This window comes from Stakelama pacifica (genome assembly GCF_004361835.1).
In the GTDB taxonomy this organism is placed as follows: Bacteria; Pseudomonadota; Alphaproteobacteria; order Sphingomonadales; family Sphingomonadaceae; genus Sphingomonas; species Sphingomonas pacifica.
The window spans coordinates 176,225-197,087 of sequence record NZ_SNWD01000001.1 but is presented as its reverse complement, the minus strand read 5'-3'; the positions used below and the strand labels follow the sequence as shown (position 1 = coordinate 197,087).

Annotated in this window: 15 protein-coding genes; 7 read left to right on the top strand and 8 right to left on the bottom strand. The window is 61.3% G+C overall.

Annotation, left to right across the window (positions count from 1 at the left end; genetic code table 11):
• Positions 1 to 82 precede the first annotated feature (82 nt).
• Positions 83 to 1,555: a glycerol kinase GlpK gene (gene glpK, locus EV664_RS00800; protein WP_133493796.1), complete on the top strand. Its 1,473-nt coding sequence runs from the start codon at positions 83 to 85 to the stop codon at positions 1,553 to 1,555.
• Between the two features lie 157 nt (positions 1,556 to 1,712).
• Here glpK and EV664_RS00795 read toward each other — a convergent pair whose 3' ends face one another.
• Positions 1,713 to 3,404, bottom strand: a complete 1,692-nt coding sequence (locus EV664_RS00795; RefSeq protein ID WP_133494193.1) for a class I adenylate-forming enzyme family protein — start codon at positions 3,402 to 3,404, stop codon at positions 1,713 to 1,715.
• Between the two features lie 328 nt (positions 3,405 to 3,732).
• Here EV664_RS00795 and EV664_RS00790 point away from each other — a divergent pair, with 328 nt between their 5' ends.
• The 4 genes from EV664_RS00790 (at position 3,733) to EV664_RS00775 (ending at position 9,192) form a co-directional block, all read left to right on the top strand.
• Positions 3,733 to 5,757, top strand: coding sequence for a 3-hydroxyacyl-CoA dehydrogenase NAD-binding domain-containing protein (locus tag EV664_RS00790; protein ID WP_133493795.1), 2,025 nt, complete (start codon positions 3,733 to 3,735; stop codon positions 5,755 to 5,757).
• 128 nt (positions 5,758 to 5,885) lie between these two features.
• Positions 5,886 to 7,076, top strand: a complete 1,191-nt coding sequence (locus EV664_RS00785) for an acyl-CoA dehydrogenase family protein (protein ID WP_133493794.1) — start codon at positions 5,886 to 5,888, stop codon at positions 7,074 to 7,076.
• Positions 7,077 to 7,168: 92 nt separating this feature from the next.
• Complete coding sequence (locus EV664_RS00780) at positions 7,169 to 8,296, top strand: acyl-CoA dehydrogenase family protein (protein WP_133493793.1); 1,128 nt, start codon at positions 7,169 to 7,171, stop codon at positions 8,294 to 8,296.
• Positions 8,296 to 9,192 (top strand): acyl-CoA thioesterase, encoded by an 897-nt coding sequence (locus EV664_RS00775; RefSeq protein WP_133493792.1) that lies wholly within the window; start codon positions 8,296 to 8,298, stop codon positions 9,190 to 9,192. Before EV664_RS00780 ends, EV664_RS00775 begins: the two co-directional genes overlap by 1 nt.
• A 15-nt stretch (positions 9,193 to 9,207) precedes the next feature.
• Here the strand turns inward: EV664_RS00775 and EV664_RS00770 are convergent, their stop codons facing one another.
• Genes EV664_RS00770 through EV664_RS00745 form a run of 6 tightly spaced genes read right to left on the bottom strand, consistent with a single transcriptional unit; the run spans position 9,208 to position 15,415 of the window.
• Positions 9,208 to 10,287: a TonB family protein gene (locus tag EV664_RS00770; RefSeq protein ID WP_133493791.1), complete on the bottom strand. Its 1,080-nt coding sequence runs from the start codon at positions 10,285 to 10,287 to the stop codon at positions 9,208 to 9,210.
• 57 nt (positions 10,288 to 10,344) lie between these two features.
• Positions 10,345 to 11,145, bottom strand: a complete 801-nt coding sequence (locus tag EV664_RS00765) for an SDR family NAD(P)-dependent oxidoreductase (protein WP_133493790.1) — start codon at positions 11,143 to 11,145, stop codon at positions 10,345 to 10,347.
• A 12-nt stretch (positions 11,146 to 11,157) separates the two neighbouring features.
• The gene (locus tag EV664_RS00760; RefSeq protein ID WP_133493789.1) at positions 11,158 to 11,922 is read right to left on the bottom strand and encodes an SDR family oxidoreductase; all 765 of its coding nucleotides are present in this window, start codon (positions 11,920 to 11,922) and stop codon (positions 11,158 to 11,160) included.
• 56 nt (positions 11,923 to 11,978) lie between these two features.
• On the bottom strand, positions 11,979 to 13,022 hold the full coding sequence (locus tag EV664_RS00755; protein WP_133493788.1) for a phosphotransferase family protein: 1,044 nt from the start codon (positions 13,020 to 13,022) through the stop codon (positions 11,979 to 11,981).
• A complete protein-coding gene (locus tag EV664_RS00750; protein ID WP_133494192.1) occupies positions 13,019 to 14,104 on the bottom strand; it encodes a Zn-dependent alcohol dehydrogenase in 1,086 nt (361 codons plus the stop codon). The genes EV664_RS00755 and EV664_RS00750 overlap by 4 nt, the downstream gene beginning before the upstream one ends.
• A gap of 45 nt (positions 14,105 to 14,149) precedes the next feature.
• The gene (locus tag EV664_RS00745) at positions 14,150 to 15,415 is read right to left on the bottom strand and encodes an acyl-CoA dehydrogenase family protein (RefSeq protein WP_133494191.1); all 1,266 of its coding nucleotides are present in this window, start codon (positions 15,413 to 15,415) and stop codon (positions 14,150 to 14,152) included.
• A gap of 177 nt (positions 15,416 to 15,592) precedes the next feature.
• Between EV664_RS00745 and EV664_RS00740 the strand changes: the two genes are divergently transcribed.
• The gene (locus tag EV664_RS00740) at positions 15,593 to 16,828 is read left to right on the top strand and encodes a TetR/AcrR family transcriptional regulator (RefSeq protein WP_133493787.1); all 1,236 of its coding nucleotides are present in this window, start codon (positions 15,593 to 15,595) and stop codon (positions 16,826 to 16,828) included.
• Positions 16,829 to 16,949: 121 nt separating this feature from the next.
• Here EV664_RS00740 and EV664_RS00735 read toward each other — a convergent pair whose 3' ends face one another.
• Positions 16,950 to 19,706 carry a TonB-dependent receptor gene (locus tag EV664_RS00735; RefSeq protein ID WP_133493786.1) on the bottom strand — a complete coding sequence of 919 codons (2,757 nt, stop codon included), beginning with the start codon at positions 19,704 to 19,706 and terminating at the stop codon, positions 16,950 to 16,952.
• A gap of 408 nt (positions 19,707 to 20,114) precedes the next feature.
• Here EV664_RS00735 and EV664_RS00730 point away from each other — a divergent pair, with 408 nt between their 5' ends.
• Positions 20,115 to 20,816, top strand: a complete 702-nt coding sequence (locus tag EV664_RS00730; RefSeq protein WP_133493785.1) for a glutathione binding-like protein — start codon at positions 20,115 to 20,117, stop codon at positions 20,814 to 20,816.
• Positions 20,817 to 20,863: the final 47 nt, after the last annotated feature.

Below are 20,863 nucleotides of genomic sequence, written 5' to 3'. Positions count from 1 at the left end.
GTCTTTTCGCGGGCGTGATAATCCCGGCCGACACGCTTTGCTCACCATTGCCGAGCCGGAGGTCAGGCCCTAGCAATATGCAATGGCTGATCTGATCCTGGTCCTTGACGAGGGCACGACCTCGACCCGCGCAATTCTGTTCGATTCCTCCGGCACCGCCGTTGCGACGCGGGCAGCGGAACTCTCCCAACACTATCCCGAGCCCGGGCGGGTCGAACATGATGCGGCAGAAATCTGGGAACAGACCCTTGCCTGCGCACGCGCCGTCATCGAACAGATCGGCGGCCCCGAGCGGGTGGCCGCAATCGGCATCACCAATCAGCGCGAAACGATCATTTTCTGGGACAAGCGCACCGGCGAACCGCTCGCCCCGGCGATTGTCTGGCAGGACCGGCGCACCGCCGCGATATGCCGCAAAATGCGCCAGAATGGCGAAGAAAGCACGGTTCAGGCGCGCACCGGCCTGCTGCTCGATCCCTATTTCTCCGGCTCAAAAATCGCCTGGGCGATGGAGCATTGGCCGCAGCTCGGCGAAGCGGGCGAGCATCTTGCCATCGGCACAGTCGAAAGCTGGCTGGTGTGGAAGCTTACCGGCGGGCTGCACATCACCGATGCGACGAATGCTTCGCGCACGCTGCTGATGGCGCTGGGCAGCGGCAATTGGGACGACGGGCTCGTCGCGCTGTTCGATGCCCCCCGCGCCGCGCTGCCCGAAATCGTCGATTGCGCCGGGCAATTCGGCACTACCAGCCTGTTCGGCGGCGAAATTCCGATTTGCGGCCTTGCCGGCGACCAGCAATCGGCGCTGATCGGCCAGACCTGTTTCGAACGCGGCGATACCAAGGGAACCTTCGGCACAGGTGCGTTCATCCTGACCAATAGCGGCAACACGCCGCCCAAATCGCGCAATCGCCTGCTCTCCACCATCGCATGGCAGATCGGCGGCCAGCGCACCTATGCGATGGAGGGTTCGATCTTCGTGGCGGGCAGCCTGATCCAATGGCTTCGCGATTCGGTCGGTCTGATCGATGCGGCGGCGGAAACCGAGGAACTGGCCAATGCCGTGCCGGACAATGGCGGCGTCTATGTCGTTCCCGCGCTTGCCGGGATCGGCGCCCCCTGGTGGGAGCCCGATGCGCGCGGCACCATATCGGGACTGAGCTTCGCGACCGGCAGAGCGCATATCGTTCGCGCTGCGCTGGAGGCAATGGCGCACCAGACTCAGGACCTTAAATCCGCATTCGTGTCGGACAAGATCAGCTGGTCGAGGCTAAGGATCGACGGCGGTATGGTGGCGAATAACTGGATGGCGCAGGACCTCGCTGATATCGTCAACCTGCCGGTCGAGCGCCCCCGCTTTGCCGAAACCACGGCGCTGGGCGCGGCGATGCTGGCCGGGCTGGGCTGCGGCTGGTTCGACACGCTGGAGGATGCAGCGGCCATGCGCGGGCCGGTCGATTCGTTCGAACCGGCGCTGGGCAAGGCTGCGCGGCAGAAGCGGCTCGACGGCTGGCACCTCGCCGTACACAGCGTCATCGGCGAGGCGCACGACTGATATCGGGGGCGAATGGGTCCCTGACTAACCTGATTTTGTCATTGCGAGCCCCAAAGGGGCGCGGCAATCCAGAGCGAGGCGCGCGTCGCTGGATCGCTTCGTCGCTGCGCTTCTCGCGATGACGATCTTCATTGCGGCGCACGCCGCTCCACATTGATCAGGCCGGTTCGAACAACGCCTTCAGGTCGCGTTTCAGGATTTTGCCATTGGCATTGCGCGGCAAAACCTCCTCGCTGAACAGAATGCGCACCGGCACCTTGAACGCCGCAAGCCGCGCGGCGACCCATTCGCGAAGCTCCGCCTCGCTCGCATGGCTTCCCGGCGCGAGATGGACTACGGCGGCAGGTTCCTCACCCAGCGTATGGTGCGGTATCCCGACCAATGCAGCGTCGGTCACGCCCGGATGTGCGTAGAGCACGTCCTCCACCTCGGATGAGTAGATATTCTCGCCGCCGCGAATGATCATGTCCTTGGCGCGATCCACGATATAGCAGAATCCCTCTTCGTCGAGCCGGGCGATATCGCCGGTGCGCACCCACCCATTGGTAAAGGTTTCAGCCGTCGCCTCGGACTTGTTCCAATAGCCTTTCACGACCATCGGGCCCTTGCACCATAATTCTCCCGTCTCCCCGACAGGCATTTCGCGCGATCCGTCTTCGGACATGATCTTCAGCTCGGCGACCGGCACCGCGGGACCGCAACTTGTCGGGCGATTGAGATAGTCCTCGCCGCCATGCTGAGTGACCGTCGCCATGGTCTCGGTCATGCCCCAGCCATTGCCCGGAAGCGCGCCGAACTCCTCGTAAATCTTGCGCACCAGATCGGGCGCCGACGGCGCTCCGCCATAGGAAATCGTGTCGAGCGAGGAGAGATCATATTTCGCGCGATCGGGATGTTCGAGCAATTGCCAGGCAATGGTCGGGACGCCGCCGGTAAAGGACACCTTCTCCCGCTCGATAATCTCCATCGCCTCAACGGGGTCCCATTTGTGCATGAAGATCACCGTCGATCCGGTAGCGATTCCTGTCATCAGCGCGGCGCTGCATGCCGTCACGTGAAAGAGCGGAATGACCAGCAGCGCGACTTTGGGCTCGGGTTCGGGCGGCATTTCCCCGCGCCGCAAGAAGCTGCGCGCATTGGTATAGCCGCTCGTGAGAATATTGGTCGTGATATTGCGATGCGTGCCGAGCGCGCCCTTTGAACTGCCGGTAGTCCCGCTGGTGTAGAAAATGGTGGCGTCGTCGTCCGGCAGCAGATCGACCTGCGGGAACGGCGCCTCCGGCAGGTCCATCCAGCGACCGGTCGGCCCGATCATATCCTCCAGACGCCGGAATTTTCCATCGAGCGGCTCGTCGCATCGCGTCACCCATATCTGTTCCAGATCAGGCAGATCAGCATAATGATCGCTGAGGCGCCGATGCCGTCCGGCGTCGCAGATCAGCAGCCGCGCCCCCGAATCGGCAATGCCGTAATGCAGCTCGCTACCCGTCCACCATGCATTAAGCGGCACCACGATCGCGCCGATACTGGCGATCGCAAAAAACGCCATCGGCCATTCGGGAAGGTTGCGCATGGCGAGCGCCACCCGGTCCCCCTTTCCAATCCCCATAGCCAGCATCTGCTCGGCCAGAGCGGCGGTAGCGCGATAATTCGCCTCATAGCTAACCCGCTCGTCGCGATAGACGGTGAAATCGCGCGGACCAAAGGCGCGCGCGGCCTGAGCGAGCATCGCCAGTGTCGGCGGGCTGTTCTTCCATACCCGCGTCGAAACGCCGCGAATATCGACCGTCTCCATTTCGAACTTGCTGCCCGGCGCGGTCAGCGCCGCGTCAACCTCCTTCAACGTCATTTTCGGCCAGTCGGGCGGCAATGCGACGAGCGGTTCGGTAGCCAAGGCAAACTCTCCGGTATTGAATGTCGGGTTTGGTATTTTTATCGGTTTCCGGTAACGCTAGTCTTGATTCAAGCGCGGCTCAAGGCAATAGAAAATCCGTCACGAATTTTTGATCGGGCGCAAACGGTTCGAAATAAGGGTATGGACGCAGGCAAGTTTCGGAACGCCGTATGGAAATGCGAATCCGGCCTTGTGGTCGCAGGTGTTTCAACGCGCAAATTCCTTCGATTCGCTTTGCGTACATGCTTCGGACGCAGTGCCCACCGCAGATAAGGAGAAACAAATGTCCGCAGTTACCACCGAACGAAAAGGCGACATTCTGGTCCTCACCGCGAACAATCCGCCGGTGAACGCGCTGGGCGCGGCAGTGCGTCAGGGGCTTGAGGCCGGGATCAGGGAAGCTGCCGGGGACGCTTCGGTCAAAGCGGTGGTCATCCGCTGCGAAGGCAAAACTTTTTTCGCTGGCGCGGACATCACCGAATTCGGCAAGCCGATGCAGGAGCCGAGCCTGCCCGTACTGGTCGACATGATCGAAGCGAGCGAAAAGCCGGTCGTCGCTGCCATCCACGGCACGGCGCTGGGCGGCGGTTTCGAAGTGGCTCTGGCGTGCCATTACCGCATCGCTGTCCCGTCGGCGAAATTCGGCCTTCCCGAGGTCAAGCTGGGCATCCTTCCCGGTGCCGGCGGTACGCAGCGGCTGCCGCGCCTCGCCGGGGTCGAGGTCGCGCTCGAACTCGCGACCAAGGGCAGCCCGATTCCGGCCAAGCAGGCCGCCGAATATGGCATTGTCGACCGGATGGCGGGCGAGGACAGCCTCACCGAAGACGCGATCGCCTTTGCCGGTGAAATCGCCGGTGCGCGCCCTTTGCCAGTAACAAGCGAGAAAAAGGTCGAGGCCCAGCCCGGCACGTTCGACGCCTTCCGCAAGGCCAATGCCCGCAAATTTCGCGGTTTCGAAGCGCCCGAAGAAATTATTCAGGTGATCGAATCCACCTATGACAAGCCCTATGCCGAAGGCGTTCAGCGCGAGCGCCAGGGCTTTATGAAACTCATCATGGGCAATCAGTCGGCAGCGCAGCGGCATATCTTCTTCGCCGAACGCAAAGCATCGAAGATCGACGATGTGCCAGACGACATTCAGCTTCGCGATATCCGGCGCGTCGGCGTGATCGGCGCCGGGACGATGGGCGGCGGCATTTCGATGAATTTCCTGTCGGCGGGTATTCCGGTGACGATCGTCGAAATGGCGCAGGAAGCGCTTGATCGCGGCACCGGCGTGATGCGCAAAAATTATGAGAGCACCGCGAAAAAGGGCCGCATCACCAGCGAGCAGGTCGAAAAGGCGATGGGCCTGCTCAATCCCACGCTCGATTTCGACGCGCTGTCCGAATGCGATCTCATCATCGAAGCGGTGTATGAGAATATGGACGTGAAGAAGGACATTTTCGGCCGTCTGGACAAGATCGCGAAGCCGGGCGCGATTCTCGCCTCCAACACCAGCTATCTCGACATTAATGAGATCGCAGCGAGCACGTCGCGCCCCGAAGATGTGCTTGGCATGCATTTCTTCTCACCCGCCAATGTCATGAAGCTGCTCGAAGTGGTTCGCGGCGACAAAACCGCAAAGGACGTGCTCGCCACGGTCATGGCGCTGTCGAAGAAGATCCGGAAGGTCGCGGTGGTTGCGGGCGTGTGCCATGGCTTTATCGGCAACCGCATGCTGATGCCGCGTCAGGTCGAGGCGAACCAGTTGCTGATGGAGGGCGCAACGCCCAGTCAGATCGACAAGGTACATGTCGAATTCGGCATGCCCATGGGGCCGTTCCAGATGGCCGATCTTGCCGGCGTGGATATCGGCTGGCACCGCGATCCCAATCGCATCGAAAGCATCCGCGATCAGCTATGCGCCGAGGAACGCTGGGGTCAGAAAAAGGGCGCTGGCTTTTACGATTATGACGAGAAGCGTAACCCCAGCCCGTCGCCGCGCGTGATGGAAATCATCGAGGAATGGCGCGCCAAGACCGGCACGCCGCAGCACGACGTGACCGACGAGGAAATCGTCGAACGCACGCTCTACCCGATGGTGAATGAGGGCGCGCTGATCCTTGAGGAAGGCAAAGCACAGCGAGCGAGCGATATCGATGTCGTCTGGATCTATGGCTATGGCTGGCCGGTCTATCGCGGCGGACCGATGTTCTGGGCCGATACGGTGGGCCTGAAAACCATTGTCGAGGCGCTCGACAAACACGGCTTCACCGTTTCGAAGCTGCTGCGCGACAAGGCCGAAAAGGGCGAAAAGTTCAACTGACCCTGACCGGGGCGGCGGTACGTACGCCGCCCCTTCTGGTTATACCCGCAAACGCAGAGATGCAGTTCAGAGAATTGCGGAAGCCAACCGCAGCCTGAGCACCACGAAATCAAGATGAGGATGCCGCGATGACCGATGATCTGGAAAGCTTTCGCCTTGAAACGCGCGAATGGCTGAAAGCGAATGTCCCGCAATCGATGCGCGAACCGGTGCGCGGCGACAAGGATATCAACTGGGGCGGCCGCCGCGCCGATTATGCGAATAATCCGGAGCAGAAGCTCTATATGGACCGCATGGCCGAACGCGGCTGGACGGTTCCCGACTGGCCGGTCGAATATGGCGGCGGCGGACTTTCGGCGGCGCATACGAAAATCCTGAAAGAGGAAATGCGCCGGATCAATGCGCGCATCCCATTGAGCAGCTTCGGCATTTCGATGCTCGGTCCTGCCCTGCTCAAATATGGCAATGAGGCGCAGAAGCGCGAGCATCTCCCCAAAATCGCACGCGGCGAAATCCGCTGGTGTCAGGGCTATAGCGAACCCAATGCCGGGTCGGACCTTGCCGGACTCGCCACCTCGGCCGAGGACAAGGGCGATCATTTTCTGGTAAACGGGCAAAAGGTCTGGACCAGCTATGCCGACAAGGCAGACTGGATTTTCTGCCTCGTCCGCACCGACAAAAGCACCAAGCAGGGCGGGATCAGCTTCGTGCTGTTCGACATGGAAAGCGAGGGCGTTTCGACAAAGCCGATCCTGCTCATCTCCGGCTATTCGCCCTTTTGCGAAACCTTTTTCGACAATGTGAAGGTGCCGAAGGAAAATCTGGTCGGCGAACTCAACAAGGGCTGGGACGTCGCCAAATATCTGCTGGGGCATGAGCGGGAGATGATCTCAGGCATGGGCCTCGGCACCACCGGCGGCAATCCGCTGATCGACGGGGCGATCGCGACGATCGGCCTCGACGATCAGGGCCGCCTCGCCGATCCGGTGCTGCGCGCGCAAATCGCGCTGTACGAGGTGCGGTCTCAGGCGTTTTCGGCGATGTCCGAACGCTTTATCGACGAACTCAAGGGGGGCCGCGCGCATCCCGCCCAGCCCTCGATGATGAAATATTACGGCACTGAGCTGAACAAGACGCGCCACGAACTGATCATGGCGTCGGGCGGATCGGACGCGCTGGAATGGGAGAGCGAGCGTTCGGACAAAGGCTCGAAGGCGCGAACCTGGCTGCGTACCAAGGCCAATTCGATCGAGGGCGGGACGAGCGAGATTCAGCTCAACATCATTGCCAAGCGCATCCTCGAACTGCCGTCGAGCTGAACCCGAATATCGCCGCCCCGGCAAAGGCCGGGGACGCAGCCTTATCTTCCCCGCAAGGCCGACCGCGGCTCCCGGGGCCAAGGAGAGATCAGATGCCGCTTTATCTCAACGAAGAACAGACCATGCTTGCCGATACCGCCAAGGACTTTATCGGCGAAAGCGCGCCCGTCAGCCATTTGCGCGGGCTTCGCGACAGCAAAAATAGCGACGGATTTTCGCGCGACCTGTGGAAGCAATTCGCCGAAATGGGCTTCACCGGAATCCTGATCGCTGAGGAGGATGGCGGCCTTGGCCTCGGCCATGTCGAGGCGGGGGTGGTGCTTGAGGAGATCGGGCGCAACCTAACCCCCTCGCCCTTCCTGACCACCGCCGTCGCAGCGGTTGCCGCGCTGAACGGATCGGCGCAGCGCGAACGCTGGTTTCCCGGTATTTTGTCGGGCGAAACCGTCGCCGCGCTCGCGATTGACGAAAAAGCGAAGCACACCGCCGGCATCGCGATGCAGGCAGAGCGATCGGGCAACGGCTTTCGCCTCAACGGCGCCAAACAATTTGTGACGCATGGCCATATCGCCGATCTCATCCTCGTCGCCGCGCGGACCGGCGGGTCGGCGAACGATCGCGAAGGCATCACTTTGTTCGCAGTGCCGAAGGATGCAAGCGGCATGACCGCCGAGGCCGAGCGGCTCGCCGATTCAAGTATCGCTGCACGGCTGCGTTTCGACGGCGTAGAGGTCGATGCCGATGCAGTGATCGGTGAGGTCGATCAGGGCGATAAAGTGCTCGACACGCTGCTTGCTGCTGGCCGCGCCGGAGCGTCGGCGGAAATGCTGGGCGTGGGCGCCGGCGCGATGACGCTGACCGTCGATTATCTGAAAGAACGCAAACAGTTCGGCAGCCGCATCGGCAGCTTTCAGGCGTTGCAGCATCGCGCCGCGCACCTCTATTCCGAAATGGAGGTTGCCCACGCTGCCGTGCTGAAGGCGCAGCAATTGCTCGACAGCGGCGCGGCCGAAGCGTCGCGCGCGGTCTCGGTGGCGAAGGCGATGACCGGCCTTGCCACCACTTTATCGGTGCAGGAGGGCATTCAGATGCATGGGGGCATCGGCATGACCGACGAATATGATATCGGTTTCTACATGAAACGCGCACGGGTGCTTGCAGAGATGTTCGGCGATGCCAATTATCATGCCAATCTGCTTGCCGAAATGACGGGATATTGATGACAACGACTGAGGTTCCTGAACGCCGTTCCCCCGCCGACCTTGTCGAGGAGCTTACCCGGCTCCTCGATATCGAAACGATCGATACCGATCTGTATCGCGGCGGGCAGCAGCCGGGCGGCGAAGGCCGGGTGTTCGGCGGTCAGGTGGTGGCGCAGGCGTTGCAGGCGGCGCAGCGATCGATCGAAAGCGACAAGGCTGCGCATTCGCTCCACGCTTATTTCATGCGCGCGGGCGATGAGAATTTTCCGATCGTCTATCGCGTGGTTCGCGATTTTGACGGCGGCAGCTTCGCCAATCGCCGGGTCATCGCCATGCAGAAGGGCAAGCCCATTCTGAACATGACGGCATCGTTCCAGCGGCCCGAACAGGGGCGGCATCATCAGGATGCGATGCCCGATGTACCCCCACCCGAAACATTAGCCTCCGAAGCGGATCTGCGCCGCCAATATGCCGACAGGATTCCGGAGAAGTTCCGGAAAGTCATGCTGCGCGATCGACCGATCGACATTCGCCCGGTCGAACCGCGTCGATGGATCGGCGGCGATGACAAGCGCGAGCCACAACAGCATTGCTGGTTCCGGCTTGTCGGTCCCACCGGCGACGATCCGGCGATGCATCGCGCGATCCTTGCTTATGCATCCGACATGACGCTGCTCGGCACCTCACTGCTCGCCCATGGCCTGCACTGGACGACGCACAAGCTGCAAAGCGCCAGCCTCGACCATGCCTTGTGGTTGCATGAGGATTTCCGCGCCGACGAATGGCTGCTCTATGCCTGTGACAGCCCATGGACCGGCCATTCGCGCGGGTTCAATCGGGGGCAGATTTTCACGCGAGAAGGAAAGCTCGTCGCAAGCGTTGCTCAGGAAGGGCTGATCCGCCTGCGCGAGTGAATATGCCTGGCCCGGTCAGTCCGGCCCGCCAGCCTCCCGGTCCGGCATTTTGAAGCGCACGCGCTCGACGCATCCCACCCGAAGCGCGTCGCTTTGCGGCAAACGCGCCTGAGCAACGAGGCGTTTCGCTGCCTCGCCAAAAGCGCTTGCCGGTTCGCTCGCCACCACCTCGACATTGCCCGTCTGCCCCCAGGGCGCAGCGTCGAACCGGACAACCGCCCAGCCTTCGATGCCGCGACGGTTAAAGGCAGGGGGAAAATAGTCGGCGAGCGCGGGAAGATAGGTCCAGTCCCCCATTTTCGGACAGGTCGCTGCCGAAGCGATCAGCGTTTCTGGTAAGTCCGGCGCGGCCAGCTGCGGCGTGCGACCGCGCCAGAAAAAATAACGACAGCCGCGATAGGCCTGTGCTTTCGTGAACCGCCATTGCTTCAGCGCCTTCGCTCCGGCGCGGTTCAGTTCCTCATTGCCGGTCGAATCCATCAGGCTCACCTGCTCAGGCACACCGCGCCGATCGACGTCGAAGCGATAAAAACTGACCGACAGCCGTCCCGGCACCTGATCGATCCGGGCAAAGTCAGGATATACCGTGGTCAGCCGCGTCGGCCGAACGTCGTCGCAATTGGAATCGGGCAGTGCAAAGGAACGCCAGACATTGATGCCGCGCCCGCCCGTCATATTGGGAAGCGCAGCATAGCGCATCGCCTCGATCTGCGGCGCCGCATCGGGTCGATAGGCCTGCGGAACGAAGGTGACGGTGCAGCCACGCAGCGAATGACCGGCCGGGAACCGCCAGACGGCGAGCGCTGCGGTCACGTCGTTCGGCTGCCGCGCCGCCGCAGTCGCATTTTGCGGATGGATCGCCAGCGGTCTGCCCTGCGCATCGATCCGGAAGGCGATCGCAAGCGGCGCCATATCGGGATCGCGCGACGATCCGATATAGCCAGCGTTGGGCACCACCGGTTCGCGCCAGACCGGAACTACCGCGCTGCCCTCACAGCGAACCTCGCCGCTGGTATAGGTGATGAGCCTCTGCTCCGCAGAACGCGGCGGGAGCGGGACTCCGGACGGAGCAGCGTGAGGCATCACGATCATCATGATCGCAGCTTCCTCCTGCGGTGTGACAGCGTCAAGACAGTTTAGAGGCCATCGCGATCAGGCGGCGGTCTTACCGAACTCCTGCCGCGTGACCGGATGACTCGAAGACAGGCCGCCATCCACCGCAATAGCCTGTCCGTTGATATAGCTGGCATCGTCCGACGCGAGGAACAGGACGGTTCGTGCAATCTCTTCGGGCTCACCGCCGCGCCGCATCGGGTTCAGCCGCCCGATCCGGTCCGTCTTTCCTGCCGCACGCGCATGCTCATACGCGAATTTGGTCATGCCGGTTTCGATCAGCCCCGGACAGACCGCATTCACCCGGACATTGCTGCCCGACAATTGCTGCGCGCTGGTCTGCACCAGATTGATCACCCCCGCCTTGGATGCCGAATAAGGCACACCGCCCGCGCCCGATCGCAATCCGGCGACGCTCGCCGTACAGACGATCGCCCCCTTGCCCCGCTCGACCATTTTCAGTGCGCCATATTTGATGGCCAGAAAAGGTCCGATCAGATTGATCCGCAAAATATCCTGCCACAGATCGACCGTGCAGTCGAAAAGCCCCGTCAGACCGCCTGAAATCCCGGCATTGGCGTGAAATATATCGAGCCCGCCATGGCGGTCGCATGCCGTATCGACGAGCGCGATGACATCGGCCTCTTCGCCTGCATCGCCCTGAATGCCATATGCGCTGCCCCCGGCGCTGCGGATCAGCTCGACCGTCGCATGCACCGCCTCGCTTCGGTCGCCGGCCACCACCTGTGCGCCCTCCGCAGCAAACGCCATCGCCGTTGCGCGGCCGATGCCCGATCCCGCGCCGGTGACGATAACCGATTTTCCCGTAAAGCTTCCCATATCGCCCTCCGCTCAGCTCAACATGCCGCCGTCGATGACCATCGCCTGCCCGGTCATGAACGCGCCCGCCGGGGACGCGAGAAACACCACCGCCCCGGCAATATCGTCCGGCTCGCCGATGCGGCGCAGCGGTGCGGTCCGCGAAAGCGCTTTTTCCTTTTCGGGGTCTTCCCACAAGGCGCGGGCGAAGTCGGTGCGGATCACGCCGGGCGCGATGCAGTTCACCCGGATATTGTCCGCGCCATATTCCACCGCATAGTTGCGCGCGAGCTGGAAATCGGCCGCTTTCGAGATGTTATAGCCGCCAATGACCGGCGATCCCTTCAGCCCGCCGATCGAGGAAATGATGACGATTGCGCCATCCTTTCGCTCGCGCATTTCGGGAACCACCATTTGGACCAGCCAGTGGTTGGAAAGGATGTTGTTGTCGAGGATTTTGCGAAACTGATCGTCGGAAATCCCCGCCATCGGTCCGTAATACGGATTGCTCGCAGCATTGCAGACCAGAATATCGATCCGGCCGAACTGGGCGCGCGCCTGATCGACCAGATTCCGGAGTGCTGCCTTGTCCGAAATATTGGCAGCAACGGCGATGGCGCTGCCTTCGCCGTGCTCGGCATTGATTGCCTCGGCAACCTCTTCGCAGGATTCCTGATTACGGCTCGAAATCACCACCTTCGCGCCATGCGCAGCAAGCTGCTCTGCCGCTGCCCGGCCGATGCCGCGCGACGAGCCGGTGATGATGGCGACCTTACCGGCCAGATCGAACAAGCGCATCTCTCTCTCCCGATAGCTGCCCGGTCGTTGCACCGGTACAGGCATGATGTATGTTGCTATTCCGCACCGGCGCGTTTCGCGAAGTCCCACGATGCGCGCGCCAGCCCCGGCACACGCGCTGCCATCGCCTCGGCATGTGCATTGGACGCATTGCCGTCGATCCAGCGCTTCTTGATCCCCTGCACGATCGCCATCAGCCGGAAGAGATTGTACGAAAAATACCAGTCGAGATCGGGCACGCCGTCCCTGTTCGTCTTTTCGCAATAGCGCGCAGTGATTGCCTCCAGCGTCGGAATACCGGTTTCCGACCCGGCAAGCCCCGCCACGCCCGAACGGGCGTCGTCCGGCGGTGTCACCCAGTTCATCGCCAGATAGGCGAAATCGGCGAGCGGATCGCCCAGTGTCGACAATTCCCAGTCGAGCACCGCCATAATGCGCGGCTTGCCCGTTTCGAAGATCATATTATCGATGCGATAATCGCCATGCACGATCGAGGTGCGTGTCTGCGGCGGGACGGTGGCGGGCAGGAATTCGATCAGCCGCTCGACGTCGGCTATGTCGTCGGTCTGGCTCAGCCGATATTGTTTGGTCCAGCGCGCGACCTGACGCTCGAAATAATTGCCGGGCTTACCGTAATCGCCAAGCCCGATGCCTTCATACTCAATCGAGTGAAGCATCGCGAGCGTATCGACTATAGCCTCATAATGCCTAGTCCGGCTGAGCGGCTCGACCGCCGGGATCGCACCGTCCCAGATCGTCTCGCCCTCGACCATTTCCATGATGTAGAAAGGCGCGCCGATCACATCGCTGTCTTCGCACAGGCCATAGGGCCGCGCGACCGGAAAGCCGCTGGGGTGCAGCGCCGCGATGACGCGATATTCACGTTCGACCGCATGCGCGGAAGGAAGGATATCGCCGAACGGCTTGCGACGAAGCACATAGGTGCCGCTCGGTGATGTCAGCCGATAGGTCGGGTTGCTCTGCCCGCCGGGAAATTTCCGACATCCAAGCGGCCCCTGAAATCCGTCGACATGATCCGCCATCCAGTCGGTCAGACGGGCCATATTCAGATCGCAGCAATTGTTTTCACTATCGCTCATCCAAATTCGATCACGGATCGCACCGTGTCCCCCTTGCGCAGCTTTTCGAGCGCGTCGTTGATATCCTCCAGCGCAATCCGCTCCGCCACCATGGTGTCGAGATCGAGCCGTCCGTCGAGATACATGTCGACCAGTCGCGGCATGTCGATCGGAAATTGGGTCGAGCCCAGCAGCGACCCCTGCAATTTCTTGCCGGTGAGGAAGGTGTGGCCGGGAATGCTGACCCGCTTTCCGGGCGCGATCATGCCAAGCACGGTCGCAGTGCCGCCGCGGCGCAGGATGTTCCAGGCAAGCTCCGCGGTTTCGGTGCGACCCACCGCCTCGATCGCATAATGGACGCCGCCATCGCTTTGCGCCAGCACCTGCTTGACCAGATCGTCGGCACCTGCGTCGAACACATTCGTCGCCCCCATTTTGGTGGCGAGACTGCGCTTCTCGGGCACCGGATCGATCGCGATAATCTGCCCCGCCCCGGCAATTCTGGCGGCGTTGATCGCGGCAAGACCGATACCGCCTGCCCCGATCACTGCGATGCTTTCGCCCGGTTTCATCTTGCTGTCGTTGAACACCGATCCCGCACCGGTGATGACCGCGCAGCCCAGCAGCGCCGCCCGGTCCATCGGCATCTCCTTCGATATCGCGACACAGGCATTTTCATGCACCAGCATCTTCTCGGCAAAGGCCGACAGGTTCAGGAACTGTGCGATCGGCGTTCCATCGTCTGACGCAATGCGCGGCGGCGCACCTTTCGCCCGCCGCGTCGCCGGGTTGACGCATAGCGACGGCCGCCCGGTGACGCACATTTCGCACGAACCGCAAAACACGGTGAAGAAGGTGATGACATGATCGCCGGGCTTCACGCTCAGCACGCCCTCCCCCACTGCCTCGACCACGCCCGCCGCCTCATGGCCCGGAATGGTGGGAACCGGATGGGGAAACGCGCCATCGATGAAATGCAGGTCCGACCGGCACACGCCGCACGCTTTTGTGCGGATCAGCACCTCGCGCGGGCCGGGCTGGGAAAGCGCGACCTCCCCGATCACCAGCGGCTGGTTCGCCTCGTGCAGAATTGCTGCCTTCACCATGTATCCTCTTTCAATCTCAACCCGAACGGAGCGCAGCCGCGATCAGCCCCGCCCCGGCACCTCCGCCTTGGCGTCCGGATATTTGCCGAATTCGGCGCGGGCGATGGCGCGGTTGTGCACTTCGTCCGGACCGTCGGCAAAGCGAAGCGTGCGGACATTGGCCCAGGCGCTTGCCAGTTCGAAATCCCCCGACACACCGCCGCCGCCATGCGCCTGTATCGCATCGTCGAGGATGTTGAGCGCCATGGTCGGTGCCTGCACCTTGATCATCGCGATCTCGTCGCGCGCTGCCTTATTGCCCGCTTTGTCCATCATATCGGCAGCCTTAAGGCAGAGCAGTCGGGTCATCTCGATATCGATCCGCGCGCGCGCGATCCGCTGCTCCCATACCGAATGGTCGGCGATCCGCTTGCCGAATGCGACGCGCGACAAGAGTCGCTTCGCCATTGCCTCGATCGCGCTTTCGGCGATGCCGATGGTGCGCATGCAATGGTGGATCCGCCCCGGCCCGAGCCGCCCCTGTGCGATCTCGAAGCCGCGCCCTTCGCCCAGAATGATATTCTCCGCGGGCACCCGGACATTGTCGAGCACCACTTCGCCATGGCCGTGCGGCGCATGGTCATAGCCATAAACGCTGAGCATCCGTTCGATCCGCACACCGGGAGCGTCCATCGGCACCAGGATCTGACTTTGCTGCTGATGCCGATGCGCATCCGGACTGGTCTTGCCCATCACGATCGCGATCTTGCAGCGCGGATCGCCCACCCCGCTCGACCACCATTTGCGGCCGTTAATGACATAATGGTCGCCGTCACGGACCATCGATGTTTCGATATTGGTGGCATCGGAGGAAGCGACCGCAGGCTCAGTCATCAGAAACGCCGACCGGATTTCGCCATGCATCAGCGGCTTTAGCCAGCGATCCTTCTGCGCGCGCGTGCCATAGCGGTTGAGCACTTCCATATTGCCGGTATCGGGCGCCGAACAATTGAAGCATTCGCTGGCCCAGCTTATCCGGCCCATTTCCTCCGCGCATAACGCATATTCGAGATTGGTGAGCTGCTCGCCTTCGAACTCGAAACTGTCATCGACCGGCGGCTGTCCCGAATGCGGCGGCATGAAGAAATTCCAGAGGCCTTCGGCGCGGGCAATTTGCTTCACCTCCTCGATCACCGGAATCACCTTCCAGCGGTCACCTTCCGCCTCCTGCGCATGATATTGCGCGTTGCGCGGCCGGATATTCCTGTCGATAAAGCTTCTCACGCGGTCGCGAAACCAGGTTTCGCGCTCGTTCAGCGTGAAGTCCATCAGCCATCCTCCCTCATGCGGAATCATTATCGTCGGCATGATTTGTAGACCGTACCCGTTTTTCGGTAAAGCAGATACAGCGCAAAATTATCCCTACGACTCACTGGTGATCGCTTGCGTTCACCCCCGCATTGGATAAAACTTAGCTTTCGAATTCACCTTTCTTCGGACACGTTAATGACTCCTGCCTTCGCCGACAAAGATCAGGGCACCGCCCGTTTTCAGGCAAAACGCGAAGCGATCCTTTCGGCCGCGGCGGCGGTGATCAACGAACAATCGGCAAAGGGCATGACGTTCGCCGATGTCGCTCGCCGGGTCGGGCTCAATACAACCAGCGTCACTTATTATTTTCAGCGCAAGGAGGACCTTGCGACCGCGTGCTTCTCAAACACGCTGGATTATCTGCAGAACATGCTGAGCGAGGCAGGCGGTGAGTCGACGCCCGAGGCGCGGGTCGCAAAGGTCGTCTCGCTCAATATGGCGCGGCTTGCCAGGATCGAGGCGGGCGAGGAGAGCGAATTCGCGCTGCTGTCCGATCTGCGCGCGACCGACGGGAAGGCAAAAGCGTTCCTGATGGGAAAATGGCGCGAAACCTTTCGCATGACGCGGGCTTTATGGGGCGAAAATCCTAGCCGCGCCGAAAAGGATCTGGCGAGCGCGCGCGCGCACGTTCTGCTCGAAAATCTGTTCTGGACGCCCGCATGGCTGCGCCGATATGCCGCCGATCAATATGACCGGGTAGAGGCGCGGTTCATGGAAATTTTCCGCAACGGTCTGGCGCCCGCCGATGCGCAATGGCAGCCCGAGCTGCTTCAGATCGCGCATTGGGAGCCGCAGCCGGGGCGCGAATCATTCCTTCTCGCTGCCACCAGACTGATCAACGAACTGGGCTATCGCGGCGCATCGGTGCAGCGGATCGCATCCGAATTGAAGGTGACCAAGGGCAGCTTCTATCACCATCTCGACGCGAAGGACGATCTGGTCCTGCAATGCTATCGGCGCAGTTTTGAGGCGATTACGACTGCCCAGCGAGAGGCCGACAGTGGCGAGGGAAGCTATTGGCATCGCCTTTCCAGCACCATGGCAACGCTGCTCGACATGCAGTTTTCCGAACGCATGCCGCTGCTGCGCACCACTGCGCTGCACGGCCTGCCGGGTGAAGTGCGGCTGGAGATGCTCGATGAATCGAACCGGATTGCGCGTCGCTATGCGGGGACGATCAGCGACGGCATCGCCGAAGGGTCGATCCGCGCCGTCGATCCGCTGGTCGCCAGCCAGATGCTGATGGCGATACAGAATGCCGCGTTCGACATGCACAAATGGGCATCCACCATGCCGCGCGAACGCGCCATCGCCATGTATGCATCGACGATCCTGTTCGGCATGTTCGACGACCGGATGCTCGACGCCTGAACGTTCCGCCTGACGCATCCCGACAGCGCCCGCGCGCCGTAAATCGTCCTTCAAACCAGGAAAAAGGCGGGGCGCCACCGGCACCCCGCCCTTCTTACTCGCCAAGGGGATCGGCGCTTTTTCAGAATTTACCGCGCAACGTCACACCATAGGTACGCGGTTCGGCGAGATAGGCCGAATAGGTCTGTTGCGACGCGACGAACGGCGTGTTGAACGCAACCTGCGTATATTGGGTATTGGTCAGGTTCTGCGCCCAGCCCTCGATCGACCAGCGCTGGTCGGGGCCGCGAATACCGATACGAGCATTCAGCAGAACATAGCTGTCCTGTTCCTTGCCATAAAGCAGGTCGGACCCGGTGTTGTAGTTATCGACCATACGGGCATTGAGATAGATCAGGCCCGAAAGACCGCTGTCGCCGATCGGCGGGGTATAGGAAATCGAAGACGTCCCGACCCATTCGGGCGCGTTGGAGACATGCTGACCCGGGAGCAGCCGAAGCGCCGGATCAAGCGGTGCGCCATTGTCGCTGCCGATCAGATTATTCTTATAGCTGGTATCAGCATAGGTCAGGCCCATCGTCATATTAACGTAGCGGACCGGGTTGAGCGACGTTTCGAATTCGACACCCTGCGCCACCACGCCCGCCTGAACATTATCGGCATCGCAGCCACCCGTGGTCTCGCTGGCATCGGTATCGCCGCCGCCGAGATCGGTCGAGCAGCTATTGACGTTCTGCACCACGAAAACGGAGCCGTTGAAAGTATTGAGCTGGAAGTTCTTGAACTCCTGCCGATACAGGGTCAGACCGGCGGAGAAATTGCGCGTGGCATATTTCAGGCCTGCCTCATACGCATTCACCGTCTCTGCGCCGAATTGCAGATTGGCGGTGCTGCCGGCAACGAGGGGGCCAAGGATGACGCCATTGGCGGCAGTGCCGGTCAGCGCCGATTTGTCGAGGTTGAACCCGCCCGCCTTATAGCCGCGCGAATAGCTGGCATAGACCATCAGATCGTCGATGGGCTTGTACGACAGGATGGCGGTACCGGTGAATTCATCCTCATGCCGGCGATCGTTCAGAGTGACACCGTTCAGTTCCGCCGAGTTATTGCCCTGACATGATAGCGCAATGATGCCGCCCGCAAGGCCGGCGAGCGGCGCGCTGGCCAGCAGCGGTGACATCAGCTGACGATTGGTCGCGCACATCGTATTATCGTTCTGGAACGCAGCGTCGAGCTTCTTGGTCTCATCCGTATAACGAAGCCCGAGCGTCAGATCGAGCTTGCTGGTCAGATGTACGATATTGTGCGTGAAGATCGCGAAGCTCTCGCTATTCTGCTTGAAGACATCGCGAATGGTGCCGCGATCGTTGATCTGGGCAAGATTGTCGAGACCGGCGAAAATCAGTCCTGTGGCCGGACCGAAGGCGCCCGCGCCGCCATTCGCTGCGCGCAACGCCCCGCGCCCGAACGCGCTCAGACACCCGGTGCTGAGCGGTGAGGCAAGCGCCGGATTGATCGCATTGACGATGCGGCACGGCGCGAACGCGCCATATTGCGTACCGAAGCGCAGATTATCGCGAACGGTCAGGTCTTCATTGGCGTAGAAGCCACCGACCAGCCAGTCGAGCTTGTCGTTGAACGCCGAACCCTGCAGCCGCAATTCCTGCGTGAAGGTATGGAATCCGCGCGCACCGGCATCCTCGTTCGGCGCGCGATAGATGATGTCGACCTGCGTATAGTCGGTATCCGCCCCCTGATAGTTGGAATATTCGCGATACGCAGTGATTGAGGTCAGCTTGATATCGCCGAGCTGGAAATCGCCCTGAAGCGAAAGCCCGTAATCCTCGGTCCGGCCGTCATAAGAGCGGCCCGGCGTGATATACAGGTCGCGATTGAAGGTGCTCTGGTTGAGCGCGCGCGGGTCCTGCCCCAGCGCAAGCAGAACCGGAACGATCGGGTTCTGCGTGCTGGTGAGCGCGGGCGATCCGGGCACGGGGCGATTATAGGGATCGAGGCCCGGACTGATCGTCGCCAGCGGCGCAAAGTCCGGCTGAACAAAGGTCGCGCCGCAGCACGCCTCATCCTTCTTCGAATAATCGCCGATCAGCCGCAGGGTGACATCGGCATTGGGTTCGAACAGCATCTGGCCGCGCACCAGATAGCGGTCGCGATCATTGACATCCGTATCGTTCACGACATCGCGGTAGAAACCGTCGCGCTTCAGATAGACGCCGTCGACGCGGGCGGCAAGCGTTTCGCTGATCGGGACGTTCAGCCCCGCCTCGGCGCGAACCTGATTATAATTGCCATAGGTAAAGGCGCCATAGCCCGAAAATTTGAATTCAGGCGGCGCGGTGAAGATGCTGATCAGACCGGCGGAGGAATTGCGGCCGCCGAGCGTGCCCTGCGGCCCGCGCAGAATTTCCACCCGCTCGATCGGCCCGAGCTCGCCGAGCGCATTGCCGCTGCGCGAACGATAGACATTGTCGATGAACACCGCGACCGAGCTTTCCAGTCCCGGATTGTCGCCCACCGTGCCGATACCGCGAATACGGGCCGATCCGTTCGCTTCATTGCCGGTGGAGGAAACCAGAAGCGAGGGCGCCAGCTGGTTCAGCTCACGAATGTCGGTCGCACCGGATTTTTCAAGGCTCTCCGCAGTCACGGCGGAAATCGCCACCGGCACATCGGCAAGAACCTGCGACCGTCCCTGTGCGGTGACGACGATTTCATTCTCGGCCGAGGTCCCCGCGGCCGGCGTATCGGGCTGATCCTGGGTCGTATCCGCGGCGCTTACGTCCTGCGCGCTTGCCGGTACGGCATATGCGAAAATCATCGCAGGGACCGCGCAAGCGACGAGAAGGTGTCTCTTGGTCATTTTCCTCTCCATCCGACTGGGACGCTATCGATCCCATACCGTAAACTCGAATAGAACCTTGAATGGCGGTTTCGTCAAGCAGAGTTAAAGTTGCAAAACACCACTTAATCCGGGCTGTGCTCCAAAAGTTACAGCATTGTAGAATTGCGTAGGTCGCAAAACCGCATATCCGAAATGAATCCGTCCGCTCGATAAACAGGGGCGAGCTACTGCCTGCGCCGGCCGGCTTTTTCGCACACGTCGCGCTGTCCTGGCATCCCATCGAAGTTCCGCCTTTGCGGCGATTAGAATATATAGTATGCAAATTGCCGATCCGGTCGCGCGCCCGGCCGTCCGGCGGCCGCTTGCCAACCCCCATCCCTGCCCCCACCTATCGCTTTTCTTCATGTTGAGAGAAAGCAGGCGCCAATGATCGATCTTCATTACTGGCCGACACCGAACGGCCATAAAATCACGATCTTTCTGGAGGAGGCCGGAGCCGACTATACGATCCGGCCGGTCAATATCGGTGAGGGCGACCAGTTCAGGCCCGACTTCCTTAAAATTGCGCCGAACAATCGCATGCCCGCGATCGTCGATCACGCGCCCTCGGACGGCACTGAACCGATCGCCATCTTCGAATCCGGTGCGATCCTGATGTATCTCGCTGAAAAAACGGGTCGCTTTCTGCCCACAGCACTGCGCGAGCGCTATGACGTGATCCAGTGGCTGATGTGGCAGATGGGCGGCCTCGGCCCGATGGCGGGCCAGAACCATCATTTCAATCGATATGCACCTGAAAAAATCCCCTATGCGATCGATCGCTATGTGAAGGAAACCAATCGACTATATGGCGTGCTCGACCGTCGCCTCGCCGGGCGGGACTATGTCGCCGGGGACTATTCGATCGCCGATATGGCGATCTATCCCTGGATCGTGCCGCACGAAGCGCAGGGTCAGGCTCTGGCCGACTTCCCCGATCTGAAGCGCTGGTTCGAAGCCATGGCCGAGCGGCCCGCCGTCAGGCGCGCTTATGCGAAGGGCGAGGAAATCCGGCCCGAGGCGCAGAGCCAGATGACCGACGAACAGAAGAAAATCCTGTTCGGCCAGACCGCGAAGACCGGGGCCTGAACGGAAAGACCGGCGGAGGGTATCAGACAGACCCTCCGCCGGTCCCG